14 protein-coding genes and 1 pseudogene are annotated in these 16,852 nt (G+C 63.4%); 6 read left to right on the top strand and 9 right to left on the bottom strand.

What is annotated here, in order from left to right:
* Positions 1 to 14: 14 nt before the first annotated feature.
* The 3 genes from IVB12_RS26490 to IVB12_RS26480 all read right to left on the bottom strand — a co-directional run bounded on the left by IVB12_RS26490 (position 15) and on the right by IVB12_RS26480 (position 2,881).
* Positions 15 to 1,307 (bottom strand): TRAP transporter large permease, encoded by a 1,293-nt coding sequence (locus tag IVB12_RS26490; RefSeq protein ID WP_247303475.1) that lies wholly within the window; start codon positions 1,305 to 1,307, stop codon positions 15 to 17.
* Positions 1,298 to 1,843, bottom strand: coding sequence for a TRAP transporter small permease (locus IVB12_RS26485; protein WP_247280616.1), 546 nt, complete (start codon positions 1,841 to 1,843; stop codon positions 1,298 to 1,300). Before IVB12_RS26485 ends, IVB12_RS26490 begins: the two co-directional genes overlap by 10 nt.
* 66 nt (positions 1,844 to 1,909) lie before the next feature.
* The gene (locus tag IVB12_RS26480; protein ID WP_247280615.1) at positions 1,910 to 2,881 is read right to left on the bottom strand and encodes a TRAP transporter substrate-binding protein; all 972 of its coding nucleotides are present in this window, start codon (positions 2,879 to 2,881) and stop codon (positions 1,910 to 1,912) included.
* A gap of 304 nt (positions 2,882 to 3,185) precedes the next feature.
* Here IVB12_RS26480 and IVB12_RS26475 point away from each other — a divergent pair, with 304 nt between their 5' ends.
* On the top strand, positions 3,186 to 3,968 hold the full coding sequence (locus IVB12_RS26475; RefSeq protein ID WP_247303472.1) for a cyclase family protein: 783 nt from the start codon (positions 3,186 to 3,188) through the stop codon (positions 3,966 to 3,968).
* Between the two features lie 4 nt (positions 3,969 to 3,972).
* On the opposite strand, the gene IVB12_RS26470 is transcribed toward IVB12_RS26475, so the two are convergent.
* Together IVB12_RS26470 and IVB12_RS26465 are read right to left on the bottom strand one after the other, a co-directional pair.
* Positions 3,973 to 4,701: a Crp/Fnr family transcriptional regulator gene (locus IVB12_RS26470; RefSeq protein WP_247280613.1), complete on the bottom strand. Its 729-nt coding sequence runs from the start codon at positions 4,699 to 4,701 to the stop codon at positions 3,973 to 3,975.
* Positions 4,702 to 5,001: 300 nt separating this feature from the next.
* Complete coding sequence (locus IVB12_RS26465; RefSeq protein ID WP_247303470.1) at positions 5,002 to 7,695, bottom strand: bifunctional acetate--CoA ligase family protein/GNAT family N-acetyltransferase; 2,694 nt, start codon at positions 7,693 to 7,695, stop codon at positions 5,002 to 5,004.
* A gap of 332 nt (positions 7,696 to 8,027) precedes the next feature.
* Here IVB12_RS26465 and IVB12_RS26460 point away from each other — a divergent pair, with 332 nt between their 5' ends.
* From IVB12_RS26460 to IVB12_RS26450, 3 genes and pseudogenes are all read left to right on the top strand, one after another.
* Complete coding sequence (locus IVB12_RS26460) at positions 8,028 to 9,560, top strand: bifunctional aminoglycoside phosphotransferase/ATP-binding protein (protein ID WP_247303468.1); 1,533 nt, start codon at positions 8,028 to 8,030, stop codon at positions 9,558 to 9,560.
* Positions 9,561 to 9,586: 26 nt separating this feature from the next.
* Positions 9,587 to 10,558 (top strand): CHAD domain-containing protein, encoded by a 972-nt coding sequence (locus tag IVB12_RS26455; protein ID WP_247303467.1) that lies wholly within the window; start codon positions 9,587 to 9,589, stop codon positions 10,556 to 10,558.
* A gap of 2 nt (positions 10,559 to 10,560) precedes the next feature.
* Positions 10,561 to 10,741: pseudogene (locus tag IVB12_RS26450) on the top strand (CBS domain-containing protein); the annotation flags it as partial.
* 19 nt (positions 10,742 to 10,760) lie between these two features.
* Here IVB12_RS26450 and IVB12_RS26445 read toward each other — a convergent pair.
* The 3 genes from IVB12_RS26445 to IVB12_RS26435 form a co-directional block, all read right to left on the bottom strand.
* Positions 10,761 to 11,222: a RidA family protein gene (locus IVB12_RS26445; protein WP_247303463.1), complete on the bottom strand. Its 462-nt coding sequence runs from the start codon at positions 11,220 to 11,222 to the stop codon at positions 10,761 to 10,763.
* Positions 11,223 to 11,237: 15 nt separating this feature from the next.
* A complete protein-coding gene (locus IVB12_RS26440; protein ID WP_247303461.1) occupies positions 11,238 to 12,929 on the bottom strand; it encodes a benzoate-CoA ligase family protein in 1,692 nt (563 codons plus the stop codon).
* A 147-nt stretch (positions 12,930 to 13,076) separates the two neighbouring features.
* Positions 13,077 to 13,595 (bottom strand): MarR family transcriptional regulator, encoded by a 519-nt coding sequence (locus IVB12_RS26435; protein ID WP_247280608.1) that lies wholly within the window; start codon positions 13,593 to 13,595, stop codon positions 13,077 to 13,079.
* A 250-nt stretch (positions 13,596 to 13,845) separates the two neighbouring features.
* On the opposite strand from IVB12_RS26435, the gene IVB12_RS26430 reads away from it, so the two are divergent.
* Both IVB12_RS26430 and IVB12_RS26425 read left to right on the top strand, forming a co-directional pair.
* Positions 13,846 to 15,021, top strand: a complete 1,176-nt coding sequence (locus IVB12_RS26430; RefSeq protein ID WP_247303458.1) for an ABC transporter substrate-binding protein — start codon at positions 13,846 to 13,848, stop codon at positions 15,019 to 15,021.
* 89 nt (positions 15,022 to 15,110) lie between these two features.
* Positions 15,111 to 15,566, top strand: a complete 456-nt coding sequence (locus tag IVB12_RS26425) for a cupin domain-containing protein (protein ID WP_080136282.1) — start codon at positions 15,111 to 15,113, stop codon at positions 15,564 to 15,566.
* 9 nt (positions 15,567 to 15,575) lie between these two features.
* Here IVB12_RS26425 and IVB12_RS26420 read toward each other — a convergent pair whose 3' ends face one another.
* Complete coding sequence (locus IVB12_RS26420; protein ID WP_247280606.1) at positions 15,576 to 16,826, bottom strand: flavin-dependent oxidoreductase; 1,251 nt, start codon at positions 16,824 to 16,826, stop codon at positions 15,576 to 15,578.
* Positions 16,827 to 16,852: the final 26 nt, after the last annotated feature.

The raw sequence follows: 16,852 nt of genomic DNA, 5'->3' as shown, positions 1-16,852 counted from the left end.
TCTCCCTGGTGCTGCTATCCCTTGTAGCCCATCAGCAGGCGAGGCAGCCACAGCGAGAACGCAGGGACGTAGGTCACGAACATCAGTGCTGCGATCAGCGCGGCATAGAACGGCAGGATGGTGCGCATCACCGCGCCGACCGAGATGCCGCCGATGGCGCAGCCCACGAACTGCGTCGTTCCGACCGGTGGCGTGTTCAGCCCCAGCGCGCAATTGATCAGCATCAGCATGCCGAACTGCACCGGATCCATGCCCGCCTTCATCGCGATCGGCAGGAAGATCGGGGTGCAGATCAGGATGGTCGCGGCCATGTCCATGAACGTGCCGAGCACGAACAGGATGACGTTGATGAGCAGGAAGATGATCCAGGGTTGGGTCGAGACCTTGCTCATCATCGCGCCGGCGAGATCGGCGACTTCATACAGCCCCATCAGGTACTGGAACATGGTGGAGACGCCGATCAGCAACAGCACCACGCCGGTCGTCTTCACAGCCTTGGCCGCGGCGCGCAGGAAGTTGCCCCAGGTCATGGTGCGGTAGATGAAGAACGTCAGCAGGATCGTGTAGGTGACCGCGACGGCTGCCGATTCAGTGGCCGTGAAGACGCCGGACAGGATGCCCGCCAGGATGATGCCGACGATCAGAAGGCCAGGCAGCGCGGCGGCGAGCGAGCGGAAGACCTCGGCCCAGCCCGGAAACTTGCCGGCCGGATAGCCGCGCTTCACCGCGACCGCGTAGGCGGCGACCAGCATGCACACCATCAGCACCAGCGCCGGCAGCAGGCCAGCGGCGATCAGCGCGCCGATCGAGACCTTGCCGCCGGCCGCCAGGGCATAGATGATCATGTTGTGGCTGGTCGGCATCAAGGCTCCGACCAGCGAGGCATGGGTGGTGACGTTGACGGCGTAGTCGGTGTCGAAACCCTCCTTCTTCATCATCGGGATCATCACCGCGCCCATCGCCGACACGTCGGCGACAGGCGAGCCGGAGACGCCGCCGAACAGCGTGCAGGCGACAACGTTGGACATGCCGAGCCCGCCGCGGATGTGCCCGACGAGGTTCTTGGCGAGCTGCACGATCTTGTCGGCGACGCCGCCATGCAGCATCAGCTCACCGCTGAAGACGAAGAACGGAATGGCGAGGAACGAGAAGATGTTCATCCCCGACATCATCTGCTGGAAGATGACGGCAACCGGCAGACCTTCGTACAAGATGGTGCAGATCGCCGAGAGGCCAATCGCGAAGGCGACGGGGACGCCGAGGATCAGGAAGCCGAAGAACGTGGCGCCGAGGATGATCAGTTCCATGAGGGGACGACCTCTTCGCCGCGCAGGAGAGCAACGATGTGCTCGATTGAAAAGGAGACGATCAGGACACCGGAGGCGATCAGCGGCACGTAACGGATCACCTCGGGCAGGCCGAGATTGGGGATCTTCACCGTTCCAACCGACGCCCCCAGGATCCAGCCGTTATAGGCCATCGCAATGCCGAACACGGCCACCAGGACGTGGATCACGAGCTCGATCTTTTCCCGGATGTAATCCGGAAGCATCACAAGCAGACTGTCCATGCCGATGTGTCCGGCATCGCGCACACCGACAGCGGCGCCGATCAAGGTGACATACAGGATCAGAACCAGCGCGAGGTTCTCCGTCCAGGTCGGGCTCGAATTGAGCACGTAACGCCCGAACACCTGGTAGAACACGATGATGACGATGCCGAGCAGGCCGGTCACGGACAGATACATGCCCGCGCGCGCGACGGGAGCATTGATCCGCGACAGTAAGCCGGTGGACGGGCGTCCGGCGACCGCCTCGTGGCTTGCGACGTGTGGATCTGTCATCCCGTCCCTCCCCCGCGAGGGTCCGGCATCGCACGCTAGGCGACTCCGGACCCGGCACCGCTGTGCTTACTTCGTGTCCTGGATGCGCTTGACAAGGCTCTGGAGCTTCTCGTCGCCGGCGAACTTCGTATACACCGGCTTCATCGCGTCGACGAATTCCGCCTTGTTGGCGATGGTCACGACCTGAACGCCGGCCGCCTCGACCGTCTTGCGGGAGGCCTGCTCGCGCTCGTCCCAGAGCTTGCGCATGACAGGCACCGATTCCTTGGCCGCCTTGCGGACCATCGCCTGATCTTCCTTGCTCAGCGTGTCCCAGACCTTCTTCGACATCACGAGAACTTCCGGCGCCAGCGAGTGCTCGGTGACGTTGTAGAACTTGGCGGCCTCGAAATGGCGCGAGGACTCGTAGGACGGCCAGTTGTTCTCGGCAGCGTCCACGAGGCCGGTCTTGAGCGCGGTATAGACCTCGCCATAGGGCATCGGCGTCGGGTTGGCCCCGAGGCTCTGGATCATGCCGACCCACAGATCGGATTGCTGGACGCGGATCTTTAGGCCCTTGAGGTCGGCGAGCGACTTGACCGGTGCCTTGACGGTGTAGATGGACCGGGCCCCGCTATCGTAATAGGCAAGTCCGACCAGTCCCGCCGGCTCCATCGCCGCCAGGATCTCATCGCCGATGGGACCGTCAAGGACGGTGCGCATGTGCTTCGTGTCGCGGAAGACGAAAGGCAGGCACAACGCGATGGTTTCCGGCACGAAATTGTTCAGCGGCGATGCGTTGATCCGCATCATGTCGAGAGCGCCGATCTTGAGCTGCTCGATGGTATCCTTCTCGGAGCCCAGGGCTCCGTTGGGAAACACCTTCACGCCGAGCTTGCCGCCGCTCGCCGCCGCGAGCTGCTTGCCCATGAACTTGACGGCCTCGACGGTCGGATAATCGACGGGGTGGATGTCGGCGGAGCGGAAATCGCGTGCGGTCGCCAGGGGCGCTGAGACCGCCAAGGCAACGGCTGTGATGATACCGGTGAGCGTCTTCATCTGGGCTTTCCTCCTGGTCGATTGAGTTGATTATGTCGTTGTCGGCCGGCTGCGGGCCGCCTTGGGTCGCTCCACTTCAGGTGTGAAGTCAAGCGCCAATGTCGTCCGTAGGGCGGGCGGCATTCTGAGTCCAAGCCAAATCCAGCATTGATCAATGCAAGACTTGCATCGATCAATTTCTGGCGCAATTCGCATTAGGGTGGGCACGGTGGGCTGGCTCGACGTCGCCGGCACGTGACTTGACGCCGCCTACCGAGCCCCCTCAACATGTTCGAAACAGCGGACCATATCGAGGAAAATGCCCATGCCGCGGAAGCTGATCGATATCTCAGTGCCGCTCCGAAACGACGTGACTGCCGATCCGCCAGGCAACCATCCGACGATCCAGTACATCGATCACCAACAGGGCCTGCCGCGCATGCTGCAGTTCTTCGACGGCCTCAAGGCGGAAGACCTTCCGGATGGCCAGGGCTGGGCCGTCGAGCAGGTCGCGCTGTCGACCCATAACGGGACGCATCTCGATGCGCCCTGGCACTTCCATCCGACCATGAACCGCGGCGAACGGTCGTGGACCATCGACGAAGTGCCGCTGGAATGGTGCTTTCAACCCGGCGTGAAGCTCGACTTGCGGCATCTGCCCGATGGCTACGTGGCGAGCGCCGGCGACGTCGAGAAGGAGCTGAAACGGATCGGACACACGCTGGCGCCGCTGGAGATCGTCGTCGTCAACACCAGCGCCGGCGCGAAATTCGGCCAAGCCGATTACGTCAATTCCGGCTGCGGCATGGGCTATGAGGCCACGATGTACCTGCTCGAACGCGGCGTCCGCCTGACCGGCACCGATGGCTGGAGCTGGGACGCGCCGTTCGTCTACACCGCGAAGAAATATGCCGAAACAAGGGATGCCGGCCTGATCTGGGAAGGCCACAAGGCAGGGCGGCACATCGGCTATTGCCATCTCGAGAAGCTGCACAACCTCGATCAATTGCCCTCGACCGGCTTCACGGTCTCATGCTTTCCGGTCAAGATCGAACGCGCCTCCGCCGGTTGGACCCGCGCGGTCGCCATCCTCGACGATCAGGTCTGAGATATCACTCGCCGGAGAGGCCGCTCTCCGCGAGTTCGCGCAGCGCATCGATATCCAGCACGACGATGGCGCCGTGCTCGAGACGAACCCAATTACGGCCGGCCCAGGCGCGCAATTGCTTGTTGATGCTCTCGCGCGTCATGCCCACCATCTCGCTGATCTCCTGCTGGGTGATCGCGAGTGTGCCGCTGCCGGAGTCGAACTTGCGCTCCTCGGTGAGACCGATCAGCGCGCTGGCAAGCCGGCCCGGCAGGTTCTGCAGGATCACCTGCTCGACCTGCTGGCTGGTCCAGCGCAGGCGGGCGCAGAGCAGCTCGATGAATTTCATCGCCAGCGCCGGCTGGCTCTTCACGAATGGCAGGAAATCCCGGCGATCGATGATGTAGAGCTCGCAATTGGTGTTCGCGGTCGCATCGGCCGACCTCGGCGCGCCGTCGAGCACCGCGATCTCGCCAAAGATCTCTCCGGGACCGATTAGATTGAGAATGGCATTCCGCCCATCCGGCGACGAAGAGGAGATCTTCACCGTTCCCGAAATCACCGCGAACAGATTGTTGCCGGGATCGCCCTTGGCGGCGATCGTCGCACCGCGCTTCACGGTTGTGTGCTTGGCATAGCGGCAGAGCTGATCGAGCGCCTCCGGCTCCAGATCTGCGAAGATCGGGTGCTTGCGCAGAACCGATAGTTTGTTGCCCGCTGACTGTCGGGGGTCGCCGGTCTTGTCCTGAGGCACGCCACGGGGCTCCTAAGACTGCGAGGCATCGAGGTTCCTGCGTAGTCAACGTTATCAGGCTTTTCAACCGGAAAGCATGGGCGCGGTTTTAGGCAAATGCCGCGAAAATGCCCCGGTTAGGCGAAAGGGCGGCAACCGAAGGATGCGTCCATGCATTTAGGTCGCTGCAGAATTGCAGGCAATGCAAGTCGCGATTGCGTTGAGGCGCTGCCGAACGGCCGAAACTGGTCGGGCGCGGGCATCGGGTCGGCCAAAGATGCTGTCACATCACCGGCTGAAGCCCGCTCCTAGCGGGCGAGCTCAGAGCTTCAGCCTGACACCGCAGATATCAGGCTCAGTCCGATCCGGCTTGACCTCGAAGCCGAGCTGGCGGCACATCTCGAGCATCACGATGTTCTCCTGGAGCACATCGCCCGATATGGTCTTGAGCCCTTCCGACTTCGCGTAGTCGATGATCAGCTGCATCAGGGCCCATCCTAATCCCCTGCCCTTGAGGTCGGACCGCAGCAGGATGGCATATTCGCCGCTTTCGTAGATCGAGTCCGAGTGGAGCCGGACGACGCCGACCATCTCACCGGTCTCCTCGGCGAATGCGATGAAGGCCATCGCACGCGCATAGTCGAGCTGGGTCAGGCGCGCGATGAACTCGTGGGTGAACTCCTTCATCGGCGCGAAGAAGCGCAGGCGGAGGTCGTGCGGCGTGACGTGACGCAGGAATTCGTGGATGGTCGGCTCGTCCTCGGGGCGCAAGGGCCGCACGAAGATACGCCAGCCGTCCTTCAGTACCAGGCGGCGCTCCCATTGCGACGGATAGGCCCGAACGGCGAAATTGGCCGGGCCGGAGCCGGCGAACTTCCGCTGCGGCGGCGCCACGGCGACGCGGGCATCGACCGCAGTGACACCGGTTTCGTCCGCGAGTAGCGGGTTGATGTCGAATTCGCGGATTTCGGGAATGTCGGCGGCCATCTGCGCCAGCTTAACCAGCACCGTGGCGACGGCATCCGGCTTAACTGCCGGTACGTCTCGGTAGGCGCGAAGCAGCCGTGACACGCGCGTGCGATCGATCAGATCGCGGGCGAGTTGCAGGTCGAGCGGCGGAAGCGCAAGCGCCTTGTCGTTGATGATCTCCACAGCCGTCCCGCCCCGGCCGAAGACGACGACGGTGCCGAAGGTGGGGTCATCGGCAAGACCGAGGATCAGCTCGCGCGCCTTCGCCTTGACCACCATCGCTTGCACGATGACGCCGCCGATGCGGGCTTCGGGACGCAGTTTTCTGGCCCGGTCAAGAATATCGGTGGCAGCCGCGCGCACCGCATCCGGCGTGGTCAGATTGAGAACGACGCCGCCGACATCCGATTTGTGGACGATGTCACGCGACATGATCTTCAGCACGACAGTCAGGCCTTGCGCGAACATGTCGCTCGCATAGGCCACCGCCTGCTCGACATTGGTCGCAGCATAGGTCGGCACCATCGCGATGTCGTAGGTTTCGAGCAGGTGCTTGATCTCGACCGGCTCGAGCCATTTGCGGCCGTCGGCGATCGCAGCAGTGACGATCCGCTTCGCGGCCAGCGCGTCCGGCACGAACGTATCAGGCATCGCCGGCGGAACCTGGCTCAGCTCCTCCACCACCTCGCGGTGCCGGACCAGATACATGAAGCCGCGCACGGCATCGTCCTCGGTCGGGTAGTTCGGAATGCCCGCGCCGGAGAGCGTCTGAATAATGTCTTGATCGGCTCCGACCCAGGCGGCAAGGACGGGCTTTGCCCATTGGCGGTGCTGCTCGCGGTATTTTCTGACGAACTCCGTCACGCTCGTGGCGATGTCGGCCGCTGAGGCGATCGCCGTCTGCACGTTGAGGACAAGCACGGCATCATTGTCGGGATCGGCGAGCAGCACCTCCAGCGCCGCCGCGTAGCGCGAGGCGTCGGCGTCGCCCACGATGTCGACGGGATTTGCACCGGACCAGGTCGGCGGCAGCACGTCATCGAGCTTCTTGCGAGCGTCCGCCGAGATCGACGCCGGGATTCCGCCAAGCTCGACCAATCGATCGATGGCAAGGACGCCGATGCCACCGCCATTGGTCAGGATAACAAGGCGCTTGCCCGTCGGCGATTCAACGCGGCCGAGCGTCTCGGCGCAATCGAACAGCTCGCGCAGATCGGAGACCCGCAGCGCGCCCGCGCGGCGGAACGCCGCGTCATAGACGGCGTCGGCGCCGGCGAGCGCGCCGGTATGCGTGGCCGCGGCCTTCGCCCCCTGCGCCATCCGGCCGGACTTCACCAGGACGACCGGTTTCACTCGCGCGGCGGCGCGCGCCGCCGACATGAACTTGCGAGCGTCCTTGATAGCTTCGATATAGAGCAGGATTGCGCGGGTCTTGTGATCCATCGCGAAATAGTCCAGCAAATCGGCAAGGTCGACATCGATCTGATCGCCGATCGAGACAATGCCGGAGAAACCGACGCCGCGCTGCGCCGCCCAATCGACCATGCCGGCCGCGATCGCGCCCGATTGCGAGATCAGCGCGAGACTTCCCGCGCCTGGCATGTGTGCTGCGAAGCTGGCATTGAGGCTCACTCCAGGCATCATGATGCCGAGACAATTTGGACCAATCAGCCGCATGCCGTATTTGCGGGCAGCAGTGATAGCAGCCTCGTGCAGGGATCCCGGTCCGTGGCCGAGCCCGGCCGAGACGATCAGCGCGCCCGCCGACCCGCGACGTCCGGCCTGGTCGATGATGCCGGGAACTTCCCGCGCCGGCGCAGTAATGATCACGAGCTCGGGGACGAAGTCCAACCTGTCCAGATTCTTCACCGCGGCTATGCCGCCGATCTCGGCGTGACGCGGATTGACCAGGCCGAATTCCCCTTTGAATTCTGCGCTGCGGATGTTCTCCAGGACGGCGCGTCCCACGGAGACCGGGCGGGGACTCGCGCCGATCAGCGCGAGGGAACGCGGCGACAGCAGATTCTTGAGGCGGTAGGTCGACATGAAAGCAAATGCGCCCGGTCGCTGGCGGTTCCGATGGTGGAAGATCGGGCCGCAAACTGTTCAGCTTAGTGCGAGATCATAACCCAGCAGGGTGGCTGGCCAATGACGGTCTTTATCACACCGCCCCTAACGTTCAGACGCGAATGATGTCGGATCGCTTTTCCTTGGCCGCCAGAGTAGTCCGGCTTTCGTCGCGACGCTTGATCCTCGTCGAGCCCGGTACCGGCAGCTTGAAGGGACGTTGACCAAAGTCAAGGACTGGCCACCATCTCGTTCCAGGGGGCTGATTGCGGCCGGACTGCCGTCCGACGCATCTGGATGTGCCAGCAGGAATGACAGACGAGACCGCGACCCAGGACCGGATCTTTGCGGCTCTCACCAATTCCGCCACGCATCCGGGCGTGAGGCGGATCGATACGCACGCAGCTTCGGTGTTTCTCGACGGCGACCGCGCGCTGAAGATCAAGCGGGCCGTGCAGTTTCCGTTCCTCGACTATTCGACTCTCGACAAGCGCAAGGCGGCCTGCGAGGAGGAGATCAGGATCAACCGGCCGCTGGCGCCGCAGATCTATCACCGCGTCGTGGCGATCACAGAGGAGCCGGATGGGTCGGTGCAGATCGGCGGCCCCGGCCGGCCGATCGAGTATGCGGTCGACATGTCGCGCTTCGACGAAAGCCAAACGCTGGATCATCTGGCCAAGGCCGGCCCGCTGGACAACGATCTAGCCTCGGCCGCCGCCGACGCGATCGTGGCTTCGCATGCGGCGGCAGGCCACTCCGACGGCAGGGCGTGGATTTCCTCCATCCCTGGTCTGATCGATGGCAACAGCAATGGCCTGGGAAAAGATAATCGTTTTGACGCCGAAGAAATCGCGCAGCTCGGCAGAGCCTCGCACGCGATGTTCCTGCGCCTCCACACCTTGCTCGAAGCGCGCAGCCACCACGGCTTCGTGCGGCGTTGCCACGGCGACCTGCATCTTGCGAACATCGTCTTGATCGGCGAACAGCCGGTCCTGTTCGACGCCATCGAGTTCGATGCGCAGATGGCAACAGTCGACGTGCTCTACGATCTCGCATTCACGCTGATGGACCTGTTGCACCATGATCAAGCACGCGCGGCCAACGTTGTCCTGAACCGATATCTCGCTGCGACGCCAGCCGACAATCTCGACGCGCTCTCCGTCCTGCCGCTGTTCATGTCGATCCGGGCGGCGATCCGCGCTCAGGTGGCGCTGGCACGGCTGAAGCTGCCGCGTTCTGATGATGCCGGCATCCTTGACGATGCACGGCGCTATTTCGGCCTCGCCCGGGCGGTGATCCACCCCCCAGCTCCGCGGCTGATTGCCGTCGGGGGACTGTCCGGCACCGGAAAGACGGTTTTGGCGCGCGCGCTCGCACCGGTCGTCGCGCCACAGCCGGGGGCGATCGTGCTGCGCAGCGACATCGTCCGCAAGCAGATGTTCGGAGTCAAGGACACGCAGCGACTGCCACCATTCGCATACACGCCAGAGGTCACGGCCCGCGTCTACGACACCTTGGCTCAGTACGCCCGGCGCGTGCTGGCGCAAGGCCATTCGGCGATCATCGACGGCGTATTCGCCGCCGAGGGCGAACGAGACGCGATCGCCGCACTGGCGCGCGAGCGCAACGTGCCGCTGAACGGTTTTTTCCTCGTCGCCGACCTCGCGACCCGGCAGGCGCGCATCGGAAGCCGCCGGGGAGATGCATCCGACGCCACGCAAGAGGTTGCCGCGCAGCAAGAGCGCTATAATATCGGTCATGTCGGTTGGGCAACCATCGATGCATCCGGTACACAGGAGCAAACGCTCCAGAGCTGCCGGGACGCAATCGCTGAGGGCAAATAAAGGCAATCTGATTGACGCGGGCAAGGATGGCGCGACCCAGCACGACCTCGACGGCCGCCCGCGCAATGCCGGCAACACGGCGCAATGCCCTGCCCGGCCGCCTCAGCTCCGGCATGGCCTGCGACACGGCGTTCCGGATCATCGCACGCCGTCACCTTGATGCCGTCCTCGCCCAGCACGACGGCACCTGCCGCGGCGATCCTGATGCCCTGCACCAGATCCGGATCGCGCTGACACATCTGCGCACCGCCATCCGCTTCTTCTCGCCGATGCTCGACGACGCGCTGCGGCCGACTGTCTGGGCCGAGCTGAAATGGCTTAACAGCCAGCTCGGCATGGTGCGGGACCTCGACGTGGCGATCGAGCGGGTCGTCGCCGAAAGTGGCGACGAGCTCGCCGTGATCGCCGAGCTCCAGCACTGGGACGAGAAGCGCGCCGAGAGCCACCGCCTGCTGGCGCGCGCGCTGCAATCCGCACGCTATCGCCGCCTGGTCGAGCAGACCTCGGCCTGGATCGAGAGCGGCCCGTGGTCGACGCGGCGCAGCAAGGAAGCCATCAGATTGCGTCGCTGCTCGCTCGCCGACCATGCGACAGCGCGATTGACCGAGTGGGAGACGACGCTGCTCAAGAAAGCGCGAAAGCTGGGCAAGCTCGACGTCGAGAAGCGGCACAAGCTGCGGCTGCTCAATAAGCGGATGACCTATTCCGTCGAATCGCTGGCGGATCTGTTCACCGACGGGGCGGCGACGAAGCAGAAGTCCATCCTCAAGCAATTGCGCAAGGCGCAAAGATCTCTCGGGCAACTGAATGATGATGCGCGAGGGCAAACGCTGGCGGCGTCGCTGAATGATTTCGGCTTCGAGGCCGGCACTCGCTTCCTCGACCGCAAACGGGAAAAGAAGCTGTTGCGAACGGCCGCGGCGGCCTACCGCAAACTGGACAGAGCCAAGCCCTTCCGCTCCTCCGACCTCGCGCCGAACGCAGAGCCTGAGAATTAGGTGTGAGGCAGTCGGGCATCTCGGTTACCCCCGAGATCAGCATCGTCGAGACCGCGAACATCATGCTGAAGCGGCATGTCAGCGGCCTTATGGTCGTCGTCGATACCGGCAAGCTGGTCGGCGTCGTCTCGGAGGGAGATTTTCATCCGTCCTAGCGAAATCAGCACCGGACGCAGGCGCGGGCGCCGCCGGACGGCCGAGCTCAGCGAGGAACGACGGCGGTGGCCTCAATTTCGACGCGCGCCGCCTTCTCGACGAGACGGACCACCTGAACCAGGGCCATCGCAGGATAGTGCGCTCCGAAGACGTCGCGGTAGGCCCTGCCCAGCTCCTTCAGATTGGCCAGGTATTCGTCCATATCGACGACATACCAGGTCAGGCGCACGAGGTGCTCGGGCCCTGCTCCGGCTTCGGCCAGGATCGCAGCGATGTTGCTCAGGGTCTGGCGCACCTGCGCGACGAAGCCGTCCGCGAGACGCTCTTCGGCATCCCAGCCGATCACCCCGCCGGTGACGACGATGCGTCCCTCGGCAGCCATGCCGTTGGCATAGCCCTTCGGCATTGGCCAGCCAGACGGCTGGAGGATCTGCGCCTTGGGGCGGATTTCCTGCTCGGCTGCTGTCGGCAGCACCGCGAACTGCGGGCCTTTTGACGTCACGGACAATTCTCTATCCTTCTCTCATTCCGCAGCGACGCCGGAGGACGTCGCTGCAGCCTGCGCCAGCTGACGCAGGGCAAAGCGCTTCAACTTGCCGGTCTCGGTTTTTGGCAGTTGCGCAACGAATTCGATCGCGCGCGGATATTTATATGGCGCGATCTCGCGTTTGACATGCTCCTGCAATTCGGTCACGAGCTGCGCGTCCGGCGCCACGCCCGGCGCGACGACGACATAGGCTTTCACGATCATGCCGCGCGCCTCGTCCGGCGCGCCGACCACACCGCATTCGGCGACCGCCGGATGCGTGAGCAGCGCCGCCTCGACATCGGTTCCTGCTATGTTGTAGCCGGCCGACACGATCATGTCGTCGGAGCGCGACTGGTACCAGAAATAGCCGTCGCTATCCATCACATAAGTATCGCCGGTGATGTTCCAGCCGTTCTGGACGTATTTCCGTTGTCGCTCATCGGCAAGATAGCGACAGCCGGTCGGGCCGCGCACGGCGAGACGACCCATCGTCCCCGGCGGCACGTCAATGCCTTCATCGTCGACGATCTTGGCCTCATAGCCTGGCACGGGCTTGCCGGTCGCGCCTGGGCGAATCTCGTCCTCGGTCGCGCTGATGAAGATGTGCAGCAATTCGGTCGAACCGATGCCGTCCATCAGTTTGATGCCGGTGGCCTTCAGCCAGGCTTCGAATGTTGGCTTGGGCAGCGTCTCGCCCGCGGAGACGCATTTGCGAAGCGAGGAGATGTCACGGCCCGCGAGCTTGCCGAGCATGGCCCGATATGCGGTCGGCGCAGTGAAGCAGACCGTGATCTTGTACTGCTCGATCGCATTCAGAATGTCGTCCGGCGTCGTCTTCTCCAGCACCACGAAGGAGGCGCCAATATGCATCGGAAACAACACGCCGCCGAAGCCGAAGGTGAAGGCGAGCGGTGCCGAGCCGACGAAGCGATCCTTCTGCTCGGCGCGCAAGATGTTGCGCGCATAGCCGTCGCAGACCGCGAGCATGTCCCGGTGGAAATGCATGGTGCCCTTGGGATCGCCTGTCGTGCCCGAGGTGAAGGCGACCAGGCAGACGTCGTCGGACGAGGTATCGACAGCCCTGAACTCGGGGCTCGCATCCGCGATCAGCGCTTCGAGCGAATCGGCCGCGCCATTGCCCCAATAGACCACGTGCTTGAGGCCGGGCGCCGCGGCCTTCGCCTTCTCCATCTCCTCGGAGAGCTTTCCGTCACACAGCGCGAGCCCGATCTCCGCCTTCTGGATCGGATATGACAACTCCTTGGCGCGCAGGAGCGGCATGGTCGCCACGACGATGCCGCCGGCCTTGATGACCGCGAGATAGGTCGCGACCATCATCGGATTGTTGGCCGAGCGCAGCAGCACGCGTCCGCCGGTCACGAGACCCAGCTTGCCGACCAGCACATTGGCGATGCGGTTCACGAGCGCTTGCAGCTCGCGATAGGTGTAGCTGACCGCAGGACTGATGACGCAAGGCGCATCGCCGTGGCCTTGCTCGACCCAGCGATCGAGGAAATAGCTGACGCAGTTCAATCGCGCGGGATAGCGCAGCTCCGGTCGCGTGAAGATGAATTCGGGCCAGAGCTCGCGCGGCGGCAGATGTTGCCGCGCGAACGTATCGACATGGGCCGTCGCAGCATTGCCGTCACACGAACCCGACACTTGAACCTTGGCAGCGTTGGCCATCGCACGCTCCTTTCAGCATGGATTGCACCCGGCAGCACGATCTGGAAAACATTTTAGGCTTAAAACAATTTGGTGCAATAGCGGGTTCTGGGATTTCCTTGCTTTTTCCTGCGGCAAATAGGGTCTGTGGCCCGTCCCGCCGCCTACTTACGGTCGGCTGCGCGCGGCCGATTTCTGCGCCGACGCCTTGGTCTTGGCCAGGAGCCGCATCAATTCCCGCACATCCTTCGGCGTCAGATCGGCGAACAGGTCGGCGATCCAGGCTTCGTGTTCCGCAGCCATCCTGCGAAACTCGGCGCGCCCGAGTTTTGTGAGGCGGATCACTTGGACGCGGCGGTCCGTCTCCGAGGTACGCCGATCGAGGTGACCGGACTCAACCAGACGCTCGACAAGGCCGGTGACGTTGCCGTTCGACACCATCATGCGCTTGGAGACGTCGGACAGCGTCATGCCGTCCGGCGCCTTGTCGAGCTGCGCCATAAGGTCAAACCGAGGCAGCGTGACGTCGAACCGCTGCCGCAACCGGCCGCGGACTTCCCCTTCGATCAGGGTCGTGCAAGTCAAGAGCCGCAGCCACAGCCGAAGCTCTTCGGCATGGTCCTCCGGCGTTTCCACGGCCTTGGTTTCGGAATCGAGCATGTTGATGCAGTCACTCACGGCCGGCATTGGCGCCGGCACAGATTCCCCAACGTTTTGAGCTTCAAATAAATCGGAGCCGGCCGCAAGTCCAAAGCTGCAACAATCGACCGCAGGTCAATTTCTTTAGGCTTCAAATAATTGGCGCGCCGCTTGCATGCGCTGCTGCCCGCAGGATGCGACGTCTTGAGCTCGGCTTGCGGCGGCGGCCATCATCGGCATAAGCTTGGATTGGAGTACGCGGCTTGCAGCGCAAGCCGATGGTCATGAAGGACAGATCATGAAGACGCAAATGACCTTGGCCGCAGCCGCCATGCTGCTCGGCACCGCGATGAGCCCTGCCCTCGCCCAGGAGAAAATCAAGCTCGGCGTGGTCGTAACCCTGTCGGGACCTGCCGCTGCGCTGGGCCAGCAAGTCCGTGACGGCTTTGCGCTCGCGATTAAGGATCTCGGCGGCAAGATGGGCAGCCGCGATGTCGAGGTGATCGTCGCAGACGACGAATTGAAGCCGGATGCGGCGGTGACCAAGGTGAAAGGCCTGCTCGAGCGCGACAAGGTCGACTTTGTGGTCGGCCCGATCTTCTCCAACATCCTCCAGGCGATCCACCGGCCCATTACAGAATCGAAAACCTTCCTGATCAGCCCCAATGCCGGTCCGTCGACGTTTGCCGGCAAGGACTGCAATCCGTTCTTCTATGTGACGTCCTATCAGAACGATCAGGTCCATGAGATCCTTGGCAAGGTCGCGCAGGATCGCGGCTATAAGCGCATGTACCTGATGGTCCCGAACTATCAGGCCGGCAAGGATTCGGTGGCGGGCTTCAAGCTCGACTACAAGGGCGAGATCGTCGAGGAATCCTACATGCCGCTGAACACGCTGGACTTCCAGCCGGAGCTTTCCAAGATTTCCTCGCACAAGCCCGATGCGCTGTTCACGTTCATGCCGGGTGGCCTCGGCGTCAACCTCGTCAAGCAGTACCGGCAGGCAGGGCTTGCCGATACCATCCCGGTGCTCTCCGCGTTTACGGTGGATGAATCGACCTTGCCGGCGCAGCAGGACGCGGCCGTCGGCATGTTCGGCGGCGCGAACTGGGCGCCCAATCTCGACAATCCGCAGAACAGGAAGTTCGTTGCCGCCTATGAGGCCGCCTACAACAGCGTGCCCGGCACCTACGCCTTCCAGGCCTATGACGCCGCCATGCTGATCAACAGCGCGATCAAGGCCGTGAAGGGCGACCTCTCCAACAAGGAGGCAGTCGCCGCCGCCTTGAAGAAAGCCGATTTTACCTCGCTCCGCGGCGCCTTCAAATTCAACACCAATGGCTATCCGATCCAGGATTTCTACCTGACCAAGGTCGCCAAGCGTCCGGACGGCAAGTTCCAGACCGAAATCGTGCAGAAGGTCTTCGAGAATTACGGCGACCGCTACGCCAAGGACTGCAAGGCGGCGAACTAAGGCATGATCCGGAAAAGTGCGCAGCGGTTTTCCGAAAAGATCATGCTCAACCATAACCTAAAACCGTATCGCGTTACGGGAGGACTGCAATGAAGAGCGAAATCACCGGCATCACTCGGGCCAATGAGGGCATCCAGGGCATTTCCTGGAACATCCTTGGCCAGACCTATGTGCCGAAGAGCTACGCCGAAAACAGCTTCTCCTGGCATGCGACACTGCCGCCGGGCACGTTCGTGCCGCCGCACATTCACCCCGATCAGGATGAGTATCTGTACATGCTGGAGGGCAAGCTCGATTTCATGCTCGGCAATTCGGAGGCGCAGGCGACCGCGGGCGACCTGATCCGCCTCGGCATGGGCGTGCCGCACGGCATCTTCAACAAGTCGGAGCAGACCGCAAAGGTGCTGTTCTGGGTGTCGCCGAGCCGCAAGCTGTTCGATCTGTTCTGGGGGCTTCACAACATGAAGGAGCAGAAGCCCGAGGACGTGGTGGCGATGGCCGCCGAGTTCAACATCCACTTCCTGCCGCCGCCGCCCGGCGGCTAGCCGGGTCTTTTAAGCGCGCACCGCCGCAAGTCCCGGCACTGCGGCGAAGCCTGCCTTGGTGGCGTAGCCACGCACGATCGCTTCGCGCTGGGAATAGCTCAGGACGTTCTCGACATTGTCGAAACCATCAGGCGCAAGCTGCTCGACGGCGTCGATGACGCCTTCGGGACCGCCGCGCCGGTTGGAGCGGACGATCTCCGCCGTCATCGGCAGACGCTTCTTCTCGTACTCGACCAGCGCCTGGCGCGGATGCTCGGCGCGCACCAGTGCATCGGCAAGGCAACGCGCATCGAGGATCGCCTGCGAGGCGCCGTTCGAGCCAACCGGATACATCGGATGCGCGGCGTCGCCGAGCAGCGTGACGCGCCCGGACGACCAATAGGGCAAGGGATCGCGGTCGCAGGTCGGATATTCGTAGAATTCGGGCGTCGCCGAGATCAGGCTCTTCACGTCGATGTAGGGGACCGAGAAGCGCGCGACATGCGGCATCAGCTCCTCGCGGCGGCCCGGCCGCGACCAGTCTTCTTTCCGCGGTGGGGGTGCATTGCCTTCGCCCACCTTGACCAGCACCGCCCAGTTGGTGAGCCGGCTCGCCGGGCTTGATCCTTCCGCTATCGGATAGATCACCACCTTGGCGTTGAGACCGCCGGCCACGATCATGGATTTGCCGGTGAGGAACAGCGGCCAGTCGCGGGCGCCGCGCCACAGCATCAGGCCGTTCCAGCACGGCGGCCCCTCATTCGGGAACAGCGTGTCGCGGACGCGCGAATGGATGCCGTCGGCACCGATCAGGATATCGCCGCGCGCGGTGTGGACATGGGCGCCGACCCGATCGAAGAAATAAGCGGTGACGCCGCCCTCGTCCTGCGTGAAAGCGCCGAGCCGGCGGCCGGTGTGAATCGCTTGCTGCCCGAGCCGCTCCTCGACGGCGCGATGAATGACGCCCTGAAGGCGGCCGCGATGGATCGAGAATTGCGGCACGTCGTGGCCGGCGTCGATGCCGCGGGCTTCGCGCCAGACCTCCTGGCCGTGGCGATTGAGATAATAGAGCTGATCGGTGCGGATCGCGACCTCGTCGAGCTTCTGCAACAGGCCGAGCCCCGCCAACTCGCGCATGGCATGCGGCAGCGTGTTGATCCCGACGCCGAGCTCGCGAATGGTGTCGGCCTGCTCGAAGATCTCACAATCCAGGCCTCGCGAGCGCAGCATCAATGCCGTGGTGAGACCACCGATACCGCCACCGACGATAATCGCCTTCATCGCCCTCACTCCACTCGAAACACAGG

This window comes from Bradyrhizobium sp. 179 (assembly GCF_023073535.1).
Lineage (GTDB): Bacteria > Pseudomonadota > Alphaproteobacteria > Rhizobiales > Xanthobacteraceae > Bradyrhizobium.
The sequence above is the reverse complement of the archived record's forward strand: the minus strand, read 5'-3'. Positions and strand labels throughout refer to the sequence as shown.